Raw genomic sequence first — 20,273 nt, forward strand, 5'->3', positions numbered from 1 at the left:
CCGCGAGCCGGGACTACTCCGATGCCATGAACACGGTATGGGCAGCACGGCGGACATCGGGGTCGGCGTGTGCACGCAACGCCGTCAGCACCTGAGCCCACTCAGGTGACCAGCCGAACTTGCCGGCACAGCGGTTGACAATGGTGAGTGCGGCCAGCGCGGTGGAAGCTGCTGGGCTGCGGGCGAGTTCGGCGCTGATCGTGTGAAAGGTCGTCGGTGGCGTGGTGTCGAGTTCGGCGTTGAGGCGTTGGCCGAGGTGATGAGCGGGGCGAGTGACGAGGGCGCCGGTGGCGTAGCGGGCGACCTCGTCGAAGGTTGCGATGACACCGTCGGGGTCGGTCCAGCGCACCGCCACCACGGTGAGTTCGATGACCTGGTCGTGCCAGATCGCGTCGTCGGCCAAGGCGGCGACGACCGGTGCGGAAAACGCCCGCGGGCTCGTGGGGTGATTGCGCACAATGGTCATGTACAAGTGCAGCAGCAGCGAAAGACGTTGGTGTGCGGGAAGATCCCGGCCGACGGCGGAGAACTCGGCGCTGCGTAACCGGTGGACGATCTCGACCACGGCCGCCGGGTCGCCGTCTGCCCGGACACCGGTCAACACTGCGCGCATCGCGGCAGTCCACATGCCGAGCGATTCGAGGTCGGTGAGCCGGTCGACGATCACCTCGTAGGTGCCCGGCGCCCACCATCGCTGCCACGAGCCCAGTGCGTTGAGCGCGGGGGTGGCCAAGCGACGATCGGGATCGGCGGCCAAGTCGCGCACCAGCGTCGCGAACCGTTGCCGCTGCGCGACGGGCAACATGGCAGGCCGGATGTCGAGGATCGCGCCGGCCACCTCGGGATCGGCCGCCGCTTCGCCGAGCAGCGCCCACGTGGGGTCGTGGTCGAGGAGGAATCTGGTGGCGAACACGGCCGCGCGGCGCACATCGCGATGGGCGCCGGGGCCGGTGGCCAGCGCTGCGATGATCGGCAACGCATCGGGAGCACGCAACTCCGCGAGGAGCCGGATACCTTCTTTCCGCGCGGTGACCTTGGGTGACTCCAGCAGCGGCGCAACGGTTCCCGACAACCGAGCAGGCGCGATCCACTTGGCACAGGTCGCGATACTGCTGACCGCGACCCGAGCGCGATCGTCACCCACATGCCGCGCGAGCACGCCGATGGCCGCTTCGGGCTCGTCGCTGGTACCGAGCGCGGTGAGCGCGGCCTCGATGTCGACGAGCTCGCCGTTGTCGACAAACCACATCAGCCGCGCGAAACTGCCCGGCAGACGACCGAGTTGGCGGATCGCCGAGGCTCGCTCATACGGGGTGGTCTTGCGGCCGCGCGCGTAGTCGTACAGCAGACGCGCGTAACGGTCGACGTGCCGCGGTGACCACCGGTGGAATCCGGTGACCCACATCGGCACGAACACCACCTTCGCCGACAGGAACCGGCCCGGCGTCTTGGTGTTCAGCAGGGCATCGAGCAGGTCGGTGCGACGGTCGCCGATCAGCGATTGCACCAGCGGCAGCGTGATCAGGGAACGATCGCGGGCGAGGAGTTCGTCGAGGTGGGCGTCGCGGGTGGCCGGTGCGGCGAGTGCGAGCCGAACAGCCTGGCGGACAGTCGAATCCGAGGACGCGAAGCAGGCACGCACGATCAGCCGTTGCAGCGCGGGCAGGTCGAAGGCGCGGTGACCGAGTCCGTCGGCCAAGCTCAGACACAGGTCCCAGCGGTCACGATCCGCGTCGGACTCGAGCCGGGGGAGCAGCGTCGCGAGAATCTGCTGTTCGGCGCCGCGGGGCAGATTGCGGTGCAGCCCCGACAGATTCGGCTCGATCGACAGTTCGGCGAGCATGCCCATGATCCGGAGTGCGGTCGCGGTGAACGCCACCTCGGACGTGGTGCCGCCGTGTAGCAGCAGGGTGCGGGCGAGTGTCGCGACCGTGTTCGACGTGTTCCACGAGCGGTCGCGCGCTTGCAGTGCGTCGGTGGCGAGTTGTTCCAGACCGGGCAGGTGGTCGGTGACGAGCAGCGACATCGGGATGGCTGCGACCGCGTGCAGTGCGCTGGTGCGGACCGGATCCTGTTCGTTGCGCAACCGCGTCATCAGGGACAACAGCTCGGTGATGACCAACGGATCGCGGCTACCCACTGCCGCCGTGACGAGTTGCGGGTAGGCGATGGCGCGCTCGTCGGCCGTGGGGCGCCGGATCGCCTCTGTGAGTGCCGGTTTCGCTTCGGCCCAGGTGAGTCGTGCGGTGAGACGGTCGGTGACGTCGGGAAGGTCCGTGCCGCCGGGGCGCGACAGGAGTTCGCGGGCGATCTGCGCACGGGCCGGACCGGGAATCGTGTCGAGCAGAGCGAGGTCGACCGCGGCCGGCGCCGATCCTGGGCGCGCGAGGTCTGCCCCCGCGATCGCGTGGCGCCGCGACGGCGGAACAGCCCGCAGGATCTCGAGTTTCGGGCGGGCGGCGAGGTAGAGCTGGCGCAGTTCGTCGTCGGGCAGCGACCGCATCGCCCGCCACAACGCCGGGCCTGCCAGCGCGCGGCCGTTCCCACTGGGATGCAGCATCAGCCGCAGCATCGCCCCGGGGTCGTGGCGCGCCAGTTTTCCCGCGACCGGATTCAATGCTGTCACCGGCACGAACTCGACGGCCACCGCGGCCAATGCGAGCAATCGATCAGGGGCGTATTCGCCTGCGGTGACCGGGCTGGCGGTCAGCGATGCCCAGAGTTCCCGCCACTCGGCGCGGCCCGCTCCCCGCGACCGCGTCTCGACGAAATCGAAGACCACATCGATGTGCTTGTTGGACAAGGTAGTCCAGCTCGGCACCGCGTACGCCAGCGACGGCAGCCATTCGGCCACGACAGCCGCCGAACACGACGGCAACACACGCGCCGCCTCCACGTCCCCGAACGATATCTGCAGCGCGGGAACCAGCGCGTCGGCGATCTCCGGACGATCCGCGCGTGCGAGCGCGCGGCGGATGCGCCTCCTGGTTCGCTGCGCGGCGTCCGGCAATCTGTCGACGACCACCGCGGGATCGACGCCGAGGCGGATCAGCCCCGACAGCGCCGTGCCCGCGATCTCCTGATCCGTCGAATCGAGTTGCGACAGCAGGTAACCGCGCTCTTCGCCGACGACAGCCAGATAGTTCGCGGTCCGCTGCCCGGATCGCCCCTCCGCGGCGATCTCGCCGAGCAGGCGCGCCAGCTCGGCACTGCCGGCCGAGCGTCGAGCCGCCATCGCCAACGTCCGCATCCGCCGCGGGATGGACATTCCCGCAACGTCGTCCAACAAGGCTCTCCCCGTACCCTTCATGTCGGCCACCGTATCTGCCGGGTCCGACAGTTCCTGCTCGGCGTACTTCGACAGCGCCGGACTCGGGGAGATCGCTACCCGAGGCTCGCGCCCGCTTCGCGCATCCGCCGCATCGCGTAGGCGGGATCGATCAGCGATTCCGGCGTGTGGATGCCGGGCGTCGGCCGGGTGCCGTTGAGGCCGAGGAGTCGTTCTGCGCCGAGGGCGATGCCGAGAGCGGTCAGTGGCCGTTGCCCGTCCGGGTGGACGACGTGGTGCGTGCGACTGACTGGATTGCCCGCTTGGTCGGTGCCGTCGAGGTCGATCCTGATGTCGATCGAGGCGGGTTCGCCGCGTCGCCTGCTCGGCGTCTCGCCGACCGCGAAGTCGACCCGGACATTCGGTGCCCCGGTCGCGAGGGCCAGGCTCGGCACATCGAGGACCGGGATGCTCTGACCGGGCAAGGCGGTGCCGTCGACGGTGGACACATCGGCTTGGGCGTCGGCTTCGGCGAGCCAGGTGAAGACGCCGTCGCGACGCACCAGTCCTGCCGACGTGACGGCGGACCACCGCTCCAGATCGGCGATCCCGGCTGGTCCGCCGGTGTCGGTGTCATCTAGCGCGACGCCGACCCGGACCGTGTCGACCCTCGCGAACTCGCGCACGGAATCCAGCGTGGCGAGAACGGCAATCCCCGCCATCAGGTGGCTGGCTACCAGAACTGGTGCCGCACTGGATCTTTGCGCACCGGCAACGATTTCCGGGCCGATGTCGAGCAGACCGCTGGAGATGCTGAGGTACGGCAGTCCGTGATCTTGTGCGTAGTGCAGGCCGTTGAGCCGGTCGTCCCACAGTGTGGCGATTACCGCGGAGTGGTTCGTTTCGGCGAGGCCGAGATCGCGGCGCGACAGATCGATCGTCACCGCTGTGGCGGTGCCGAGTTCGTCGGCGACCCGCTGCGCGCGGTCGAGGTCACGGCCCGCGATGGTCAACGGCAAGGTCGGATACCAGAGGCGCAGCAGGGCGGCGGTGTCCGACCCCGCCTGCCCCGATCCGCCGAGTATCAGTACTGATCGGTCCATGGTGAACTCCGTTCCCGCAATAAAGCTACAGTTTGTAACTTACTCTTTGTAGCTAAACTGGGGCCATGGCGCAAGGGAAGATGACCGCACGATCGGGCAGGCTGGCCAAGCCCGCCAGACGCGAGCAATTGCTCGACACCGCCCTGACCTTGGTGCGCGAGCACGGCACCGACGGCCTGACGCTCGCCACCCTCGCTGAGGCCGCAGGGGTGAGCAGGCCGATCGTCTACGACCACTTCGGCACCCGACCCGACCTGCTGCTGGCGCTGTACCGGCAACTCGACGAACGCCACCGCCTCGCGTCGGAACAGGCCGTCCGCGACGCCACCCCCAGCGTCGAGGAAATCGCCCGGGTCATGAGCGCCGCCTACTTCGCCTGCGCGACCGAAATGCCGGAGTTCGATGCCATTTCCGCTGCCCTGAAGGGCAATCCGGATGTCCAGGCAATCCAGCACGACATGCTCGACAGCTACCGGGACTGGATGGCGGTCACGCTGCTGCCGTTCTCGCCCCTCACCGCCGCAGCACTTCGCCTGCGCTGTGTCGGCGTGTTAGGTGCGGCCGAAACGCTGGCCGCGGAACTGAACCTGGGCTCGACGTCTGCCGAGGAAGCGATCTCGGCCCTGACCGACCTGATCGTGGGCGGTATCGGGGGTCCCGGCTGATTCTCAGCGGCTCTCCCGTCGGGCCCGGACCGGGCGCTGGGGAAGTGGAGGGGCGGTACTCGGCGCCCCTCCACGAGGTGGTTATTTACGGCTGAAGTGTTCGACCAGCCGGGAGTAGCTGTCGTGGCCGTGGCCTGCTGTGATGGCGGTGGCGACGAGGTTTCTGGTGTAGGCGGGGAGGTCGGTATCGATTCCGCGGGCGCTGCTTTCGGAGAGCAAGTCGTCGAGGGAGGGGAGGTGATGTTGGAGGGCGCCGTAGGGGGTGGCGAATTCGGTGCTGTCGATCTCTTTCGCGAGCATCGGGAACAGTGACGACAGCGCCGCCAGAGACGGTTCGGCCTGCTGAGCGAACTCGCCGATCTGGAGGCCGGCTTTGCCGAGAAGTGCTGAGGCGTGGAGGAATCCGTTCAGCAGACCCCACATGATGTCGTGGACAGCCATGCCGTACAGCACGGGCACGGCGGGGTCGGGAGAGACGAAGGTGGCGCGGCCACCGACGGTTCGGAGCAGGGGTTCGTATCGGTCGAACGCGATGCGCGCGCCGCCGTAGAACACCACCGCGTCCGGTGAGCCGATCGCCGGGGCGATGGTCATGATCTGGCCGTGGAGGTAGTCCGCGCCGAGCTCGGTCACCAATTGCCCGGTGGCTCTGGACTGTTCGGATGAGCCGTCGGTCAGGTCGACTACCGTTCGTCCCGTCAACTCCGGCCCCGACGCACGCAACAGGTCCGCCGCGACAGCGCCACCTTTGACATTGACTATCACCACCTCGGCTGTGCCCACGGCCTCCGTCGGCGTCGCGGCCAACCGTGCGCCCTTGGCCACCAACGGATGTGCCTTGTCTTGCGACCGGTTCCACACGGTGACGCGATGACCGCCGTCCAGAAGGGCGGTGGCCAGTGCCGACCCCATCTCACCCAACCCCAGAACCGCGACTGCCTTTGCTTGTGCGTTCTCGTGTCCACTCATGAAACGGACATTAGGAGCTCAACCACTCTTCAGGTCAAGGCCCGAAAGCGCGGGTCGCACTCGGGGTGGCCGATGGCGGCGAAGGCCAGGGTCGCGAGCACCGGAATCGCAACGGCCACACCGAGCACGATCGCCAGGGTGCCGAGACGGGAGGGGACTGATCTGCGGTCGGACGTTGATGGACGCTCGGTCAGGTCCAACTCGGCACCTCGGTGACGTAGATCCGCGCGCTCCGGCGAGACAGCACTGCTTCGAGTCGGTCGATCCCCTCGAACTCGTTGCACAAGAGGAACAGATGCCGGCCTTCCGGCCCGCCGAGCGCGCAGGAGAAACACGGGAGGTCGGTCTCGACACTATGGGTGATCTTGCCACCATCGAGTACCCGAACCACTGCTCCCGCGGGGGCGCTCGCGTCGTCGGGATCGGGCATATCAGCAGTTTGACTCCAGATGCCTCCGGCGGCGTCGACGCAGATTCCGTCCGGTCCCAGCCCTTCGGCCCAGGTACGTCGGCCCGACAACGAGCCGTCGTCCTGGATGTCGAACGCGGAGAGCCGTCCGGCGAAGGATTCCGCAACCACCAACGTCGAGCCGTCGGGGGTGATCACCATTCCGTTGGGGAACTCGATGTCACCCGCGACGTCGCGGGTGGATCCGTCGGGGGCGACCAGACGGATCCAGCCAGGTTCGGGTGCGCCGCCGCCGACGAAGTCGAAATCAGCGCCGTTGACATAGACATGAGCGGCCGCGTCGACAACGATCTCGTTGCCGCCCTGAGCGCTGTGCCGCACGGTCGATCCATCCGGTTCCACTCGGGTCAGCTCTTGCCCGGAGACCAGAAGCCGGCCATCCGGCAGCCAGTCGATCGACCACCCCATGGTGTCGCGGCCGGGCGCGACCACTTCGGTCTGCCCGTCGAGGTCGACGGCGACCACGTCGCCGCTGCCCCAGTGGGCGAACCACAACCGGCCGTCGTGCCAGCGTCCGGATTCGACCATGATCAGCCCGTCCGCGAGCAGCCGCGGGGGCGGGAGCACCGTGACCCCGTTGCTGGAGTTCCCGAGCCCGCCGTTCACAGTCGCTCGATCGTCGCGCGCCAGGCGGAGGTCGTGTCGGCGAATCGTGTTCGCAGGTGCTCCGGGATGATGGTGGCGACGCGCCAGGCGGGATTGCCGGTGAAGGGCGCGGTGAGGGCTTGCGTGGTGACCGGGTGCGGGCCGATGGTGGGGCCGGTGTCGCTGAAGCACAGCACGTACAGGGTGCCGCCGGAGTCGGTGACCGAGGCCAGACTCGCCACGTACTCGGTTCGTTCGGTGACGTCGAAGGTGTGGAACAGGCCGCAGTCGAGGACTGTTTCGAAGCGGCGATACAGACGCTGCAGGTGCAGAGCGTCGGCCATCGCGAAGCCGGCGTCGATCCCGCGGTCGTCGGCGGTTCGCCGGGCTGTGGCCAGCGCTGCCTCGGCTACGTCGACACCGAGCACCGGTAGCCCGCGGGCGGCGATGAACAGCGCGTTGTCGCCGGTGCCGCAGCCGACGTCGAGGACCGGTCCGCGGAACCCACCCGCTTCGGCCAGCCGCACGACAGCGGGCTGCGGGGCGCCGATGTCCCAAGGTGCGGGGCCGTCGAGGTAGGAGGCGTTCCACGGTTGGCCGACGTGGCGTTCGTGGCTGGTCGGTGGGCGCGAGTCGGGTTGGGGAATCGACGACATCAGCGGATGAATTCCGCGGAGCGGTCGGCGAGGTCGAGGATCGGTTGGGGGAACAGGCCGAGCAGAACGGTGGCACCAGCGCTGAACGCCACGACCAGGGTGGTCGCGAAGGGGGCGGTCACGATGGGCGCGTCGGCCGGGGGGTCGGTGAAGAACATCAGGACGATCACGCGGACGTAGAAGAAGGCGGCGATGGCGCTGCAGAGGACACCGACGATCACCAACGCGGTGTAACCCGAACCGGAGGCGGCCGCGAAGACGGCGAACTTGCTGACGAACCCGCTGGTGAGCGGCAGACCGGCGAAGGAAAGCAGCAACAGGGCGAAAGCCGAAGCGAGCCAGGGGGATCGGCGGCCGAGGCCCGCCCATTGGGACAGCGCGGTCGCTTCGTCACCGGAGGAGTCACGGACTAGACTGACCACCGCGAACGCGCCGACCGTGCCGAGGCCGTAGGCCAGCAGATAGAAGAGCACGGCGGCGACACCGGCCGTGTCGGCGGCGGCGATGCCGACGAGCAGGAACCCGGCGTGGGCGATCGACGAGTAGGCGAGCATGCGCTTCACGTCGGTTTGCGTGATCGCCATGATCGCGCCGACGACCATCGTCGCGACGGCGACCGCGGCGAGCACCGGACGCCAATCAGAGCTCAGCGCGCCGACTCCCACCATCAGCACCCGCATGGTCGCGCCGACGGCGGCGATCTTGGTGGCCGCGGCCATAAAAGCGGTGATCGGTGTCGGCGCGCCCTGGTAGACGTCGGGCACCCAGGCTTGGAATGGCACGGCACCGATCTTGAACAGCAGACCGACGGCGAGCATCCCGATGCCGAGCAGACCGAGGGTGGCGTTCTCGGGCTGCTTGTCCAGTGCCGCACCGATTCCCGGCAGTGACACCGTGCCGGTCTGCCCGTACAGCAGGGCAATGCCGTAGAGGAAGAACGCCGACGAGAACGCACCGAGCAGGAAGTACTTCATCGCCGCCTCTTGCGAGAGCAACCGCCTGCGGCGAGCCAGCCCGCACAGCAGATACAGCGGCAGCGACAGCACTTCGAGCGCGACGAACATCGTCAGCAGATCATTGGACGCGGGGAACAGCAGCAGACCACCGACCGCGATCATCGTCAGCGGGAACACCTCGGTGGTCGAGACACCCGAGCGCACCGCGGCGAGTTCGTGCGCGCTGCCGGGCACTGCGGAAGCCTGCGGGGTGAACGCGTCGACCCCACGATCCAGCGCGGCGGCCGCCCGGCTCCACGTCCCTGGACCGCTGCGCGCCCGCGGCACCGCACCGCGCTCGGCGATCAGCAGCAGACCCAGCAACGCGACCAACAGGATCGTGCCCTGCAGAAACAGGGTGACCCCGTCGATGGCCACCGCGCCGACCACCGCCGTGCCCTCGGACCCGGCGAGCAACACGACGGCGACCAATGCGCCCACCACGCCGGCCAACCCGAGCACCAACTGTGTCAGGTACCGGTAGGGCCGCGGCACGAACGCTTCGACGAGCACACCCACCACGCCGACCGCGAACACGATCAGCATCGGGGCGAGCAGGTGGTATTCGATGCTCGGTGCGGGCGCGATGGCCGCGAGCTCGGTGATGGTCACGGAGTCCGTCCTCATTTGTGGCCGCCTGCGGGCGGGGTGGCCGCACCTGCTTCGGGGGCCGGGACCGTTGGGGCGGGGTCGTGCTTACCGATCGTCGAGAGGGTGTGCCCCACTGCGGGATCCACCAGATCCAGGATCGGTTTCGGATAGAAGCCGAGCACCAGCAGCGCGACCAGCAGCGGCACCACCACGGCCAGCTCACGCGGCACCAGGTCACGCAGATGCTCGTTGCCCTTCTTCAGCGGACCGGTCATCAACCGCTGATACAGCCACAGCACGTAGATCGCGGCCAGCACCAGCGCACCGGTCGCGATCACCGCCGCCGCCTGGTATTTGGGGAAGGTGCCGACCAGGACCAGGAATTCGCTGATGAACGGCGCCAGACCGGGCAGCGAGAGAGTGGCCAGGCCTGCGATCAAGAACGTGCCTGCCAGCACGGGCGCGACCTTCTGCACGCCGCCGTACTCGGCGATCATCCTGGTACCGCGGCGGGAGACGAGGAATCCGGCGATGAGAAACAGTGCGGCCGTGGACAATCCGTGATTGACCATGTACAGGGTCGCACCGGACTGCGACTGGCTCGTCATCGCGAAGATGCCGAGGATGATGAACCCGAAGTGCGAGATCGAGGTGTAGGCGATCAGTCGCATCACATCGGTTTGGCCGATCGCGAGCAGCGCACCGTAGACGATGCCGATCACGGCCAGTGTGATCACCAAGGGCGCGAAGGTGTCCGAGGCGAGGGGGAACAGCAGCACGCAGTAGCGCAGCATGCCGAAGGTGCCGACCTTGTCGACGACCGCCATCATGAGCACCGCGCTGGACGGGGTGGCCGAGACCGCTGCGTCGGGCAACCAGGTGTGCAGTGGCCACAGTGGCGCTTTGACCGCGAAGGCGAACATGAAGCCGAGGAACAGTGCGTTGAGAACGGCTGTGCTGCCGCCGAGTTCACCGTTGTTGGCCGCGGCGACCACGACCCGCAGATCGAAGGTGCCCGCCGAACCCTCGCCGAGGCCTGCCTGGGCGGTCAGCACGTACAACCCGATCACCGCGGCGAGCATGATCAGCCCGCCGAACAGGTTGTAGAGCAAGAACTTCACGGCCGCGCGTGAGCGTTGGGCGCGGATCGCGGCGTCGGTGGTGCGGGTGCCGAAACCGCCGATGAGGAAATACATCGGGATCAGCATCGCTTCGAAGAACACATAGAACAGCAGGATGTCGAGGGCGAGGAACGAGATCAGCACCATCGACTCGACCAGCAGCATCAACGCCATGTAGATGTGGATGGTCTTGGGTCCCTCGCCGGTGGCGGTGTCGTCGTTCCAGCCTGCCAGGATCAGCAGCGGCACGAGCACTGCTGTCAGCAGGACCAACGCGGTGGCGATGCCGTCGAGACCGAGGGTGTAGCCGACACCGAATGCCGGGATCCATTCGTGGGATTCGACGAATTGGTACTGCGCGCCGCCGGGCTGGAACCGTACCGTCAGGACGACCGCCAGTGCGAGGACACCGATCGACGTCGCGAACGCCACGCCACGCGCCACCGTCCGGCGGGCGGCGGGCAGGACGAGCACCACGCCCGCCCCGATCGCGGGGGCGAGCCAGAGTGTCGTCAGCCAGGGAAACGAGTTCACCAGAACCTCACCGCGAGAAGGGCAGCGGCCACCAGGGCCGCGCCGGTGAACATGGACAGGGCGTAGGAACGCACGAAACCGGTCTGCACCTTGCGGATTCGCGCCGACAGCCCGCCGATCGAGGCGGCGGTTCCGTTGACGATCCCGTCGACGCCCTTCGCGTCGAGGAACACCAGTGCTCTGGTGAGGTGGCGGCCGGGCCGCTCGAAGACGGCTTCGTTGATCTTGTCGCCGTAGAGGTCGTCACGCGCGGCATCGGTGAGCACGCTGACCTGCTCCGGTGCGACCTCGGGGATCTGGGCTTCGGCGTACTTGCGGTAGGCGATGGCCACACCGATCGCGACGGCGGTCAACGCCAGTGCGGTGACCACCGCGGCGGGCACCACGGGCTCCGCGTGATGGGAGCCGACGACGGGTTCGAGCCAGTTCACCAGCGACGAACCCCACACGAACACCCCGCCGGCGAAGACCGATCCGAACGCGAGCAGGATCATCGGCCCGGTCATCACCGTGGGTGACTCGTGCGGGTGGGTGTCGGGCTTCCAACGGCGCTCGCCGAAGAAGGTCATCAGCATGACGCGGGTCATGTAGAACGCGGTGAGTGCGGCACCGACGAGAGTGACCACGCCGAGCAGGATCCCGATGGATCCACCGTGGTCGAAGGCCGCCTCGATGATCTTGTCCTTGGAGAAGAACCCGGAGAACGGCGGCACTCCGATGATGGCGAGATAGCCGAGACCGAAGGTGATGAAGGTGATCGGCATCAGCGTGCGCAGGCCGCCGTAGCGGCGCATGTCGGTTTCGTCGTCCATCGCGTGCATCACCGAACCGGCACCGAGAAACAGGCCGGCTTTGAAGAAGCCGTGGGTGAGCAGGTGCATGATCGCGAACGCGTAGCCGGCGGGGCCGAGGCCGACGGCCAGGATCATGTACCCGATCTGGCTCATCGTCGAGGCCGCGAGTGCTTTCTTGATGTCGTCCTTGGCGCAGCCGATGATGGCGCCGAACAGCAAGGTCACCGCACCGACGGCGATCACCGCCGTGCGTGCGTTCGGCGCGAGGTCGTAGATCGGGTTGGAGCGGGCGATCAGGTACACACCGGCGGTGACCATGGTGGCGGCGTGGATGAGCGCCGAGACCGGAGTCGGGCCTTCCATCGCGTCGCCGAGCCACGACTGCAGTGGCACCTGGGCGGATTTGCCGCAGGCGGCCAGCAACAGCAGCAGACCGATCGCGGTGAGTGTGCCTTCGCTCGCGCCGGGGCTCGCCGCGAAGACGGTCTGGAAGTCGAAGGAGCCGAAGGTCGCGAACATGACCATCATCGCGATGGCCAGGCCCATGTCGCCGACCCGGTTCACGACGAAGGCCTTCTTGGCTGCCGTTGCGGCGGAGGGCTTTTCGTACCAGAAGCCGATCAGCAGATAGGACGCAAGGCCCACGCCTTCCCAGCCCAGGTACAGCACGAGGAAGTTGTCGGCGAGGACCAGCACGAGCATCGCGGCGAGGAACAGATTGAGGTAGCCGAAGAACCGGCGCTTGCCCGGATCGTGGCTCATGTAGCCGATCGAATAGAGGTGGATCAGCGACCCGACACCGGTGATGAGCAGGGCGAAGCAGATCGAGAGCTGGTCGAGCTGCAGGCTGAATCCGACCTGTAGATCACCGACGGGCACCCAGTTGAACAGTTCTTCGTGCACGGCACGGTCGGCGTCGGCGCGGCCGAGCATGCCGACGAACGCGACAAGGGCGACGACGAACGAGGCCACTGCGGTCGCGGTGCCGAGGTAGTGGCCCCAACGATCGGTGCGGTGGCCGAACAGGAGCAGGACGATCGCGCCTGCGAGCGGGAGTGCGGGCAGCAGCCACAGCGTTGCGGTACCCATGTCAGAACTTCAGCAGGTTGGCGTCGTCGACCGAGGTCGACCGGCGGGCACGGAAGATCGTCATGATGATGGCAAGGCCGACGACGACCTCGGCGGCGGCGACCACCATGGTGAAGAACGCGATCACCTGCCCGTCGAGGTTGTCGTGCAACCGGGCGAAGGTCACGAACGCCAGATTCACCGCGTTGAGCATCAGCTCCACACACATGAAGACCACGATCGCGTTGCGGCGCAACAACACTCCCGCGGCGCCGATGGTGAACAGCAGCGCAGACAGGAACAGGTAGTTCTGGGGGTTCACCGCTTGCCTTCCTCGTCGGCCGTCGGGTTGTCGTCGCGGACCGCGCCGACCGAGAGCACAGCGGCTTCGGTGTGGGCGCGGTTGCGGCGGTGACGCAGGATCGTGCTCACCGAGAGTTCGGCGAAAGAGCCGTCGGGGAGTTGGGCGGGACTGTCGACAGCGTTGTGCCGCGCGTAGACACCCGGTGTCGGTAGCGGAGTGGCCCGTTCGCCGGCATTGCGGAAGCGATCGCGCGACATTTCCCGCTGCCCGCGTTTCGGGGTGAACTGTTCGCGGTGGGCCAGCACCATCGCACCGATCGTGGCGGTGATCAGCAGTGCGCCGGTGAGTTCGAAGGCCCACACGTAGCGCAGGAAGATCAGCTCGGCGAGTTCGGCGATCACGTCACGGTCGCCGAAGCCGCGGCCGGGGAAGCTGGTTCCGCTGTCGCGCAGGGCCGCGCCGATGCCGCCGATGAACAGCAACCCGAATCCGACCCCGACGATCGCGGCGGCGATGCGCTGCCCGCGCAACGTCTCCCGCAGCGATTCCGCGGAGTCGACGCCCACCAGCATCAGCACGAACAGGAACAACATCATCACCGCGCCCGTGTACACCACGATCTGCACGACGCCGAGGAACAGTGCGCCCTGGGCGATATAGAACACGGCGAGCGAGATCATGGTCGAGGCCAGGCACAGTGCCGAGTGCACGGCCTTGGCCGCGGTCACCATGCCCAGTGCGCCGAGCACCGCGATCGGGGCGAGTACCCAGAACAGCACCCCTTCACCGGTGGAGGTGTTCGCGACTTCGGCGGCGAGAACGTGTGCGGTGGTCATCGCAGTACCTCCTGATCCGACGGTGCGGGACCGACCCGGCCCAGGTAGTAGTCGGCCGCGTCGGTGCCCGGTGCCATCGGGTGCGGGGCAGGCGTCATACCGGGCTGCAGCGGGGCCAGCAGCTGGTCCTTCTCGTAGATGAGGTCGGCGCGGTTGTCGTCGGTGAGCTCGTAGTCGTTGGTCATCGTCAGCGCGCGCGTCGGGCAGGCCTCGATGCACAGGCCACAGCCGATGCAGCGCAGGTAGTTGATCTGATAGACGCGGCCGTACCGTTCACCGGGGGAGAAGCGTTCCTCCTCGGTGTTGTCGGCGCCTTCGACGAAGATCGCGTCGGCCGGGCACGCCCACGCGCACAGTTCGCAGCCGATGCACTTCTCGAGACCGTCGTCGTAGCGGTTGAGCTGGTGGCGACCGTGATAGCGCGGCGCGGTCGGCACCTTCTCCTCGGGGTAGGACTCGGTGTTGGGCCTTTTGAACATGGTGGCCGCGGTGACCGCGAAACCGGCGAGCGGGTCGAACAACCCGAACTCGGGCTCGGCGTTCGCGGGCCGAGCCGGCATCGGCGGGACCGGGAAGCCGAGAAACACCGACGATGTCGCGGGCTCTTGCGGCGGCAACGGCGGCAGTCCCTGGCTGCGGCCCGCGCGCAGGAACATCGCGATCATCGCCGCGGTGATCACCAGACCCACACCGACCAGGATCAGGTTCTGGCCGGGGAGGCCTTCGAGGTCGAGCACGCGGGCGGCGGCGACGATCATCACCCACACCAGCGAGGTGGGGATGAGCAGTTTCCAGCCGAGGTTCATGAACTGGTCGTAGCGCAAGCGCGGCAGGGTGCCGCGCAGCCAGACGAACACGAACAGGAACGTCCACACCTTGAGGGTGAACCACAGCAGCGGCCACCACCCGGAGTTGGCGCCCTCCCACAGACTGATCGGGAACGGTGCCCGCCAGCCGCCGAGGAACAGGGTGGTCGCCAGCGCGGAAACCGTTGCCATGTTGACGTATTCGGCGAGCATGAACATCGCGAACTTCAGCGACGAGTACTCGGTGTGAAAACCGCCGACCAGCTCACCTTCGGCTTCGGGCAGGTCGAAGGGCGCGCGATTGGTTTCGCCGACCATCGCCACGCAATAGATCAGGAACGAGGGCAACAGCAGGAAGACATACCAGGTCCCCTCCTGCGCGCTCACGATCTCGGAGGTCGCCATGGTTCCCGACAGCAGGAATACCGTGGCGAAGGTCAGCGCCATCGCGATCTCGTAGGAGATCACCTGCGCGGTCGAGCGCAGGCCACCGAGCAGCGGATATGTCGAACCCGAGGACCAGCCTGCCAGCACGATGCCGTACACGCCGATGGAGGTGATGGCGAGGATGTAGAGCACGGCGACGGGCATATCGGTGAGTTGCAACGCGGTGCGCGTGCCGAAGATCGACACCTCCGTGCCCATCGGGATCACCGCGAACGCCATGAACGCCGGGATCACCGAGATGATCGGGGCGAGCACGAAGATCGGCTTGTCCACGATCGCCGGGATGATGTCTTCCTTGAGCGCCATCTTCACGCCGTCGGCGATCGATTGGAGCATGCCGCCAGGGCCGATCCGGTTGGGACCGATTCGCATCTGCATCCACGCGACGACTTTGCGCTCGGCGTAGACCGCGATCAACGGCACCAGCATCAGGTAGACGAACACGCCCAGCGCTTTGACCACGACCAGCCACAGCGGGTCGGTGCCGAAAACAGGTCCGCCCTCGGCCGCGAGGAATAGCACTCGATCACTCATGACGGTGTTCCTTCATCCTGTCGTCGGCGCGACGCAGGCGCACCACGGCACCGGGTGTCACACCGAGTTCGGCGGCGACCGTCGACCCGGGCGAGTGCAGCGGCAGCCACACCACCCGGTCGGGCAGGTCCGTGATCATCAGCGGCACCGAGATCTCACCGCGGGCGGTGGAGACGATGATGTGATCGGCGTCGTCGGCTTCGATCTCGGCGGCTGTCGCGGCCGACAACCGCGCGACCGGCGGGCGGGCGACGCCGGCGAGATTGGGTTCACCGTCTTGCATCCGGCCGGCATCCAGCAGCATTCGCCACCCGGCGAGCACGGCCGTTCCCGGGCCGGGTGCGGGGCGGGTCTGGCTGGTCAGCTCCGGAGCCGGGATGGGTTCGCCGGTCCAGGTGCCGAGTCCGTCGAGTTCGGTGCGGGCGGCCGCGGTATCGGGCAGGTTGATCGGGACGCCCATCTGCCCGGCCAGCGAGTGCAGTACCCGCAGGTCCGACAGCGGGGCGGCGACCCGGCGGGTGGTGTCGAGTGAGGCCGCGGTGAAGGGCCGCGGGCGGCCTTCCCAGGTGCGGAAGGTGCCGGACTTCTCCATCGCGGTCGCCACCGGGAAGACGACGTCGGCGCGTTCGGTGACGGCGCTGTGCCGCATCTCGAGGCTGACGACGAACCGTGCCGCGTCGATGGCGGCCAGTGCGGCGGCCGGATCGGCCATGTCGGCCGGGTCGACGCCGCCGATGACGAGCGCACCCAGCTGGGCGGCGTTCGACAGGATCGCGGTGGCATCGCGGCCCACGGTGACCGGAAGTTCTCCGGACTGCCACCGGTGCCGAACCTGTTGGCGCGCAGCGGGATCCACTACCGGCCTGCCGCCGGGCAACAGACCGGGCAGTGCGCCCGCTTCCAACGCGCCACGCTCGCCCGCGCGACGAGGCACCCAAGCCAGCGCGGCACCGGTGGTGTCGGCCAGGCGGGTCACGGCCGACAGCGCACCGGGGCTGCCCGCGAGGCGTTCGCCGGCCATGATGACCGCGCCGGGGGTCGCCAGCATTGTCACGAGTTCGCCGGCATCGGCGGATGTTTCGGCCATGATCGAGGTGATGACATCGGCTTCGCCGCAGGGCGGGGTTTGGATCAGTGTGCCCGACATGCGTTCGAGACCGCGGGAGGCGAACGGGGCCAGCGACACCACTCGTTGCCCGCGGGTGCGTGCGGCCTTGCGCAGCCGCAGGTAGACGATGGGCGATTCCTCTTCCGGCTCGAACCCGACCAGCAGCACGGTGGGGGCTCGATCGAGTGCGGCGAAATCGACCTGCAGGCCACGTCCGGCGACGCGGGCGGCGAGGAAGCGTTCTTCCTCTTCCGAATGCACCCGGCTGCGGAAGTCGATGTCGTTGGTAGCCAGGACCATTCGCGCGAACTTGCTGTACGCGTAGGCCTCTTCCTCGGTGACGCGGCCGCCGACGAGCACGCCGGCGTTGCCGATCGCGGCGCTCAGGCCCGCGGCGGCGGCGGTGAGGGCTTCGGGCCAGGAGGCCGGGGCGAGAACGCCGTCCCAGCCCCGCACCATCGGGGTGGTGAGGCGGTCGCGTTCGGTGGCGTAGGCGAACGCCCAGCGGCCCTTGTCGCAGTTCCATTCCTCGTTGACCTGGGGGTCGTCACCGGCCAAGCGGCGCAACACTTTTCCGCGACGATGATCGGTGCGCTGTGCGCATCCGGAGGCGCAGTGCTCGCAGACACTCGGTGTGGAGACCAGGTCGAACGGTCGGGCGCGGAAGCGATACGAGGTGCCGGTGAGAGCGCCGACGGGACAGATCTGCACGGTGTTGCCGGAGAAATAGGAGTCGAGGGGTTCGGCCTGAGCGATACCGACCTGTTGCAACGCACCGCGATCCATCAGTTCGATGAACGGGTCACCGGCGATCTGCTGGGAGAACCGGGTGCAGCGGGCGCACAGCACGCAGCGCTCCCGGTCCAGCAGCACCGCCGTGGACAGCGGGATCGGCTTCGGGTACGTCCGTTTTTCGCCTTCGAACCGGGATTCGGCGCTGCCGGTGGACATCGCCTGGTTCTGCAGCGGGCATTCGCCGCCCTTGTCGCAGACGGGGCAATCCAGGGGATGGTTGATGAGCAGCAGCTCCATCACGCCGCGCTGAGCCTTTTCGGCGACCGGGGAACTGATCTGGGTGCGCACGACCATGCCGTCGGTGACGGGGATCGTGCAGGAGGCGACCGGCTTTCGCTGTCCTTCGACTTCGACGATGCACTGACGACACGCGCCGACCGGGTCGAGCAGGGGGTGGTCGCAGAAGCGGGGGATCTGCACGCCGATCAGTTCGGCGGCGCGGATCACCAAGGTGCCGACGGGGACTTCGATGGTGGTGTCGTCGATGGTGACGCTCACCATGTCGGTGGGCACCACACCGCTGCTGTTCCCTGGGGCTATGGCCGTCATCGGTCCTCTTTTCCTGGTGCCCACACGGTCGCGGCGGCCGGGTCGAACGGGCAACCGCCGAGCCGCTGATGGGCGAGGTATTCGTCGCGGAAGTACTTCAGCGAGGAGAAGATCGGGCTGGCCGCGCCGTCGCCGAGCGCGCAGAACGATTTGCCGTTGATGTTGTCGGCGATGTCGGCGAGCTTGTCCAGGTCAGCTTCGGTGCCATGGCCGGCTTCGAGCCGGCGCAGCAACTGCACGAGCCAGTAGGTGCCTTCGCGGCACGGTGTGCATTTTCCGCACGATTCGTGGGCGTAGAACTCGGTCCAGCGCAGGACCGCGCGCACCACGCAGGTGGTGTCGTCGAAGATCTGTAAGGCCTTGGTGCCCAACATGGATCCGGCGGCGGCGACGCCTTCGTAGTCGAGGGCGACGTCGAGGTGTTCGTCGGTGAACATCGGAGTCGAGGAGCCGCCGGGGGTCCAGAACTTGAGGGTGTGTCCGGCTCGAACGCCGCCCGCGTAACCGAGCAGCTCACGCAAGGTGATGCCGAGCGGTGCCTCGTACTGGCCGGGGCGGGCGACGTGTCCGGACAGGGAGTACAGGGTGAAGCCGGGGGACTTCTCGCTACCCATCGAGCGGAACCATTCGGTGCCGTTGCGCAGGATCGAGGGCACGCTGGCGATGGATTCCACATTGTTCACGACCGTGGGGCAGGCGTAGAGGCCTGCGACGGCGGGGAACGGTGGGCGCAGTCGAGGCTGGCCCCTTCTGCCTTCGAGCGAGTCGAGCAGGGCGGTTTCCTCGCCGCAGATGTAGGCGCCCGCGCCTGCGTGCACGATGAGGTCGAGGTCGAAACCCGAGCCGAGGATGTCGCGGCCGAGCAGGCCCGCGTTGTATGCCTCCGCGACGGCGGCTTGGAGTCTGCGCAGTACCGGAACTACTTCGCCGCGGACGTAGATGAACGCGGTCGCGGCGCGGATCGCGTACGCGGCGATCACGATGCCTTCGACGAGGGTGTGCGGGGTGGCCAGCATCAACGGGATGTCTTTGCAGGTGCCGGGTTCGGATTCGTCGGCGTTGACGACGAGGTAGTGCGGTTTCGTCGCGCCGTCGGGGCCGGGGCCCTGCGGGATGAACGACCACTTCATGCCGGTGGGGAAGCCTGCGCCGCCGCGGCCGCGCAGGCCCGCGTCCTTGACGGTGTGGATTACTTCGTCCGGGGTTTGCCGCAGGGCGGCCCGGAGTCCGTCGTAGCCGCCGGTCGCGCGGTAGCTGTCCAGGGTCCAGGAGTGCGGGGTGGCCCAGTGTTCGCTGAGGACCGGGGTGAGGGTCGTCATCGTGATCCCCCGTTCGACTCGTCTTCTGCCGCGGCGGATTCAAGCCCTGCCAGAGTGGGAGCGCCGGGTGCGCCTTCGAGAGCGCCGGGGCGTTCGTCGGGGAAGCCGGCGAGGATGCGGGCCGTCTCGCGGAACGTGCACAGTGGTGCGCCGCGGGTCGGGCGGACCTGGTGGCCCGCCTGCAGTGCGTCGGCGATCGCGACCGCCGAGTCGGGGGTCTGGTTGTCGAAGAATTCCCAGTTCACCATCATCACCGGGGCGTAGTCGCAGGCGGCGTTGCATTCGATGTGTTCGAGGGTGATGGCACCGTCGGGGGTGGTTTGGCCGTGCTCGAGGTTCAGATGTCGTTGCAGCGCTTCATAGATGGCGTCGCCGCCGAGGACCGCGCACAGGGTGTTGGTGCACACCCCGACGTGGTAGTCGCCGGTGGGGGTGCGCCGGTACATCGAATAGAAGGTGGCGACCGCGGTCACCTCGGCGCCGGTGAGGTTCAGGTGATCGGCGCAGAAGTCGATGCCGGTGCCGGTCACATAACCTTCCTCGGCTTGCACCAGGTGCAGCAGCGGAAGAAGCGCGGAGCGGGGGTGGGGATAGCGGGTGATGATCTCCTTCGCGTCCAGCTCGAGGCGTTCGCGCACGTGCGGCGGATACGGTTCGGGACGAGTACTGAGGCTCAGGAGAATCGGTGTGCTGGTGGGGGTTTCGCTACTCATCGGTCCACACCTCCCACTGTGAGGTCAGTGCCCGGACGGTGTTC

Annotated in this window: 16 protein-coding genes; 1 reads left to right on the forward strand and 15 read right to left on the reverse strand. The window is 67.7% G+C overall.

Annotated elements, in window-relative coordinates; translation table 11 throughout:
- Nucleotides 1-13 precede the first annotated feature (13 nt).
- The gene (locus ACWZHB_RS11100) at nucleotides 14-3,268 is read right to left on the reverse strand and encodes a hypothetical protein (RefSeq protein ID WP_427907849.1); all 3,255 of its coding nucleotides are present in this window, start codon (nucleotides 3,266-3,268) and stop codon (nucleotides 14-16) included.
- Between the two features lie 116 nt (nucleotides 3,269-3,384).
- Nucleotides 3,385-4,371 carry a saccharopine dehydrogenase family protein gene (locus ACWZHB_RS11105; RefSeq protein WP_427907850.1) on the reverse strand — a complete coding sequence of 329 codons (987 nt, stop codon included), beginning with the start codon at nucleotides 4,369-4,371 and terminating at the stop codon, nucleotides 3,385-3,387.
- A 65-nt stretch (nucleotides 4,372-4,436) separates the two neighbouring features.
- Between ACWZHB_RS11105 and ACWZHB_RS11110 the strand changes: the two genes are divergently transcribed.
- On the forward strand, nucleotides 4,437-5,036 hold the full coding sequence (locus tag ACWZHB_RS11110; protein WP_427907851.1) for a TetR/AcrR family transcriptional regulator: 600 nt from the start codon (nucleotides 4,437-4,439) through the stop codon (nucleotides 5,034-5,036).
- An 81-nt stretch (nucleotides 5,037-5,117) separates the two neighbouring features.
- Here the strand turns inward: ACWZHB_RS11110 and ACWZHB_RS11115 are convergent, their stop codons facing one another.
- Genes ACWZHB_RS11115 through nuoE form a run of 13 tightly spaced genes read right to left on the reverse strand, consistent with a single transcriptional unit; the run spans nucleotide 5,118 to nucleotide 20,229 of the window.
- Entirely contained in the window at nucleotides 5,118-6,005 is an 888-nt protein-coding gene (locus ACWZHB_RS11115) for an NAD(P)-dependent oxidoreductase (RefSeq protein ID WP_427907852.1), read from the reverse strand.
- Nucleotides 6,006-6,034: 29 nt separating this feature from the next.
- Nucleotides 6,035-6,205, reverse strand: a complete 171-nt coding sequence (locus ACWZHB_RS11120) for a hypothetical protein (protein ID WP_427907853.1) — start codon at nucleotides 6,203-6,205, stop codon at nucleotides 6,035-6,037.
- Nucleotides 6,196-7,080 (reverse strand): SMP-30/gluconolactonase/LRE family protein, encoded by an 885-nt coding sequence (locus tag ACWZHB_RS11125; RefSeq protein WP_427907854.1) that lies wholly within the window; start codon nucleotides 7,078-7,080, stop codon nucleotides 6,196-6,198. The genes ACWZHB_RS11120 and ACWZHB_RS11125 overlap by 10 nt, the downstream gene beginning before the upstream one ends.
- Nucleotides 7,077-7,715 (reverse strand): class I SAM-dependent methyltransferase, encoded by a 639-nt coding sequence (locus ACWZHB_RS11130; RefSeq protein WP_427907855.1) that lies wholly within the window; start codon nucleotides 7,713-7,715, stop codon nucleotides 7,077-7,079. The genes ACWZHB_RS11125 and ACWZHB_RS11130 overlap by 4 nt, the downstream gene beginning before the upstream one ends.
- A complete protein-coding gene (nuoN, locus tag ACWZHB_RS11135; protein ID WP_427907856.1) occupies nucleotides 7,715-9,337 on the reverse strand; it encodes an NADH-quinone oxidoreductase subunit NuoN in 1,623 nt (540 codons plus the stop codon). Before nuoN ends, ACWZHB_RS11130 begins: the two co-directional genes overlap by 1 nt.
- Nucleotides 9,334-10,956 (reverse strand): NADH-quinone oxidoreductase subunit M, encoded by a 1,623-nt coding sequence (locus ACWZHB_RS11140; RefSeq protein WP_427907857.1) that lies wholly within the window; start codon nucleotides 10,954-10,956, stop codon nucleotides 9,334-9,336. Before ACWZHB_RS11140 ends, nuoN begins: the two co-directional genes overlap by 4 nt.
- Nucleotides 10,953-12,839: an NADH-quinone oxidoreductase subunit L gene (gene nuoL, locus ACWZHB_RS11145; RefSeq protein WP_427907858.1), complete on the reverse strand. Its 1,887-nt coding sequence runs from the start codon at nucleotides 12,837-12,839 to the stop codon at nucleotides 10,953-10,955. Before nuoL ends, ACWZHB_RS11140 begins: the two co-directional genes overlap by 4 nt.
- Before the next feature lies 1 nt (nucleotide 12,840).
- Entirely contained in the window at nucleotides 12,841-13,140 is a 300-nt protein-coding gene (nuoK, locus tag ACWZHB_RS11150; RefSeq protein ID WP_056819797.1) for an NADH-quinone oxidoreductase subunit NuoK, read from the reverse strand.
- On the reverse strand, nucleotides 13,137-13,958 hold the full coding sequence (locus tag ACWZHB_RS11155) for an NADH-quinone oxidoreductase subunit J (protein ID WP_427907859.1): 822 nt from the start codon (nucleotides 13,956-13,958) through the stop codon (nucleotides 13,137-13,139). The genes nuoK and ACWZHB_RS11155 overlap by 4 nt, the downstream gene beginning before the upstream one ends.
- Nucleotides 13,955-15,745 carry an NADH-quinone oxidoreductase subunit NuoH gene (gene nuoH, locus ACWZHB_RS11160; RefSeq protein WP_427907860.1) on the reverse strand — a complete coding sequence of 597 codons (1,791 nt, stop codon included), beginning with the start codon at nucleotides 15,743-15,745 and terminating at the stop codon, nucleotides 13,955-13,957. Before nuoH ends, ACWZHB_RS11155 begins: the two co-directional genes overlap by 4 nt.
- Nucleotides 15,738-18,197, reverse strand: coding sequence for an NADH-quinone oxidoreductase subunit G (locus tag ACWZHB_RS11165; RefSeq protein ID WP_427907861.1), 2,460 nt, complete (start codon nucleotides 18,195-18,197; stop codon nucleotides 15,738-15,740). The genes nuoH and ACWZHB_RS11165 overlap by 8 nt, the downstream gene beginning before the upstream one ends.
- Nucleotides 18,194-19,516, reverse strand: coding sequence for an NADH-quinone oxidoreductase subunit NuoF (gene nuoF, locus ACWZHB_RS11170; RefSeq protein ID WP_427907862.1), 1,323 nt, complete (start codon nucleotides 19,514-19,516; stop codon nucleotides 18,194-18,196). The genes ACWZHB_RS11165 and nuoF overlap by 4 nt, the downstream gene beginning before the upstream one ends.
- Entirely contained in the window at nucleotides 19,513-20,229 is a 717-nt protein-coding gene (nuoE, locus tag ACWZHB_RS11175; protein WP_427907863.1) for an NADH-quinone oxidoreductase subunit NuoE, read from the reverse strand. The genes nuoF and nuoE overlap by 4 nt, the downstream gene beginning before the upstream one ends.
- Between the last annotated feature and the right edge of the window lie 44 nt (nucleotides 20,230-20,273).

The sequence above is a fragment of the Nocardia sp. FBN12 genome, assembly GCF_054031145.1.

Excerpts from the sequence above, each read along its gene's own strand:
- ACWZHB_RS11100 (WP_427907849.1), bottom strand. The coding sequence starts at position 3,268 with ATGTCCATCCCGCGGCGGATGCGGACGTTGGCGATGGCGGCTCGACGC.
- ACWZHB_RS11105 (WP_427907850.1), bottom strand. The coding sequence starts at position 4,371 with ATGGACCGATCAGTACTGATACTCGGCGGATCGGGGCAGGCGGGGTCG.
- ACWZHB_RS11110 (WP_427907851.1), top strand. The coding sequence starts at position 4,437 with ATGGCGCAAGGGAAGATGACCGCACGATCGGGCAGGCTGGCCAAGCCC.
- ACWZHB_RS11115 (WP_427907852.1), bottom strand. The coding sequence starts at position 6,005 with ATGAGTGGACACGAGAACGCACAAGCAAAGGCAGTCGCGGTTCTGGGG.
- ACWZHB_RS11130 (WP_427907855.1), bottom strand. The coding sequence starts at position 7,715 with ATGTCGTCGATTCCCCAACCCGACTCGCGCCCACCGACCAGCCACGAA.
- nuoN (WP_427907856.1), bottom strand. The coding sequence starts at position 9,337 with ATGAGGACGGACTCCGTGACCATCACCGAGCTCGCGGCCATCGCGCCC.
- nuoL (WP_427907858.1), bottom strand. The coding sequence starts at position 12,839 with ATGGGTACCGCAACGCTGTGGCTGCTGCCCGCACTCCCGCTCGCAGGC.
- ACWZHB_RS11155 (WP_427907859.1), bottom strand. The coding sequence starts at position 13,958 with ATGACCACCGCACACGTTCTCGCCGCCGAAGTCGCGAACACCTCCACC.
- nuoH (WP_427907860.1), bottom strand. The coding sequence starts at position 15,745 with ATGAGTGATCGAGTGCTATTCCTCGCGGCCGAGGGCGGACCTGTTTTC.
- ACWZHB_RS11165 (WP_427907861.1), bottom strand. The coding sequence starts at position 18,197 with ATGACGGCCATAGCCCCAGGGAACAGCAGCGGTGTGGTGCCCACCGAC.
- nuoF (WP_427907862.1), bottom strand. The coding sequence starts at position 19,516 with ATGACGACCCTCACCCCGGTCCTCAGCGAACACTGGGCCACCCCGCAC.
- nuoE (WP_427907863.1), bottom strand. The coding sequence starts at position 20,229 with ATGAGTAGCGAAACCCCCACCAGCACACCGATTCTCCTGAGCCTCAGT.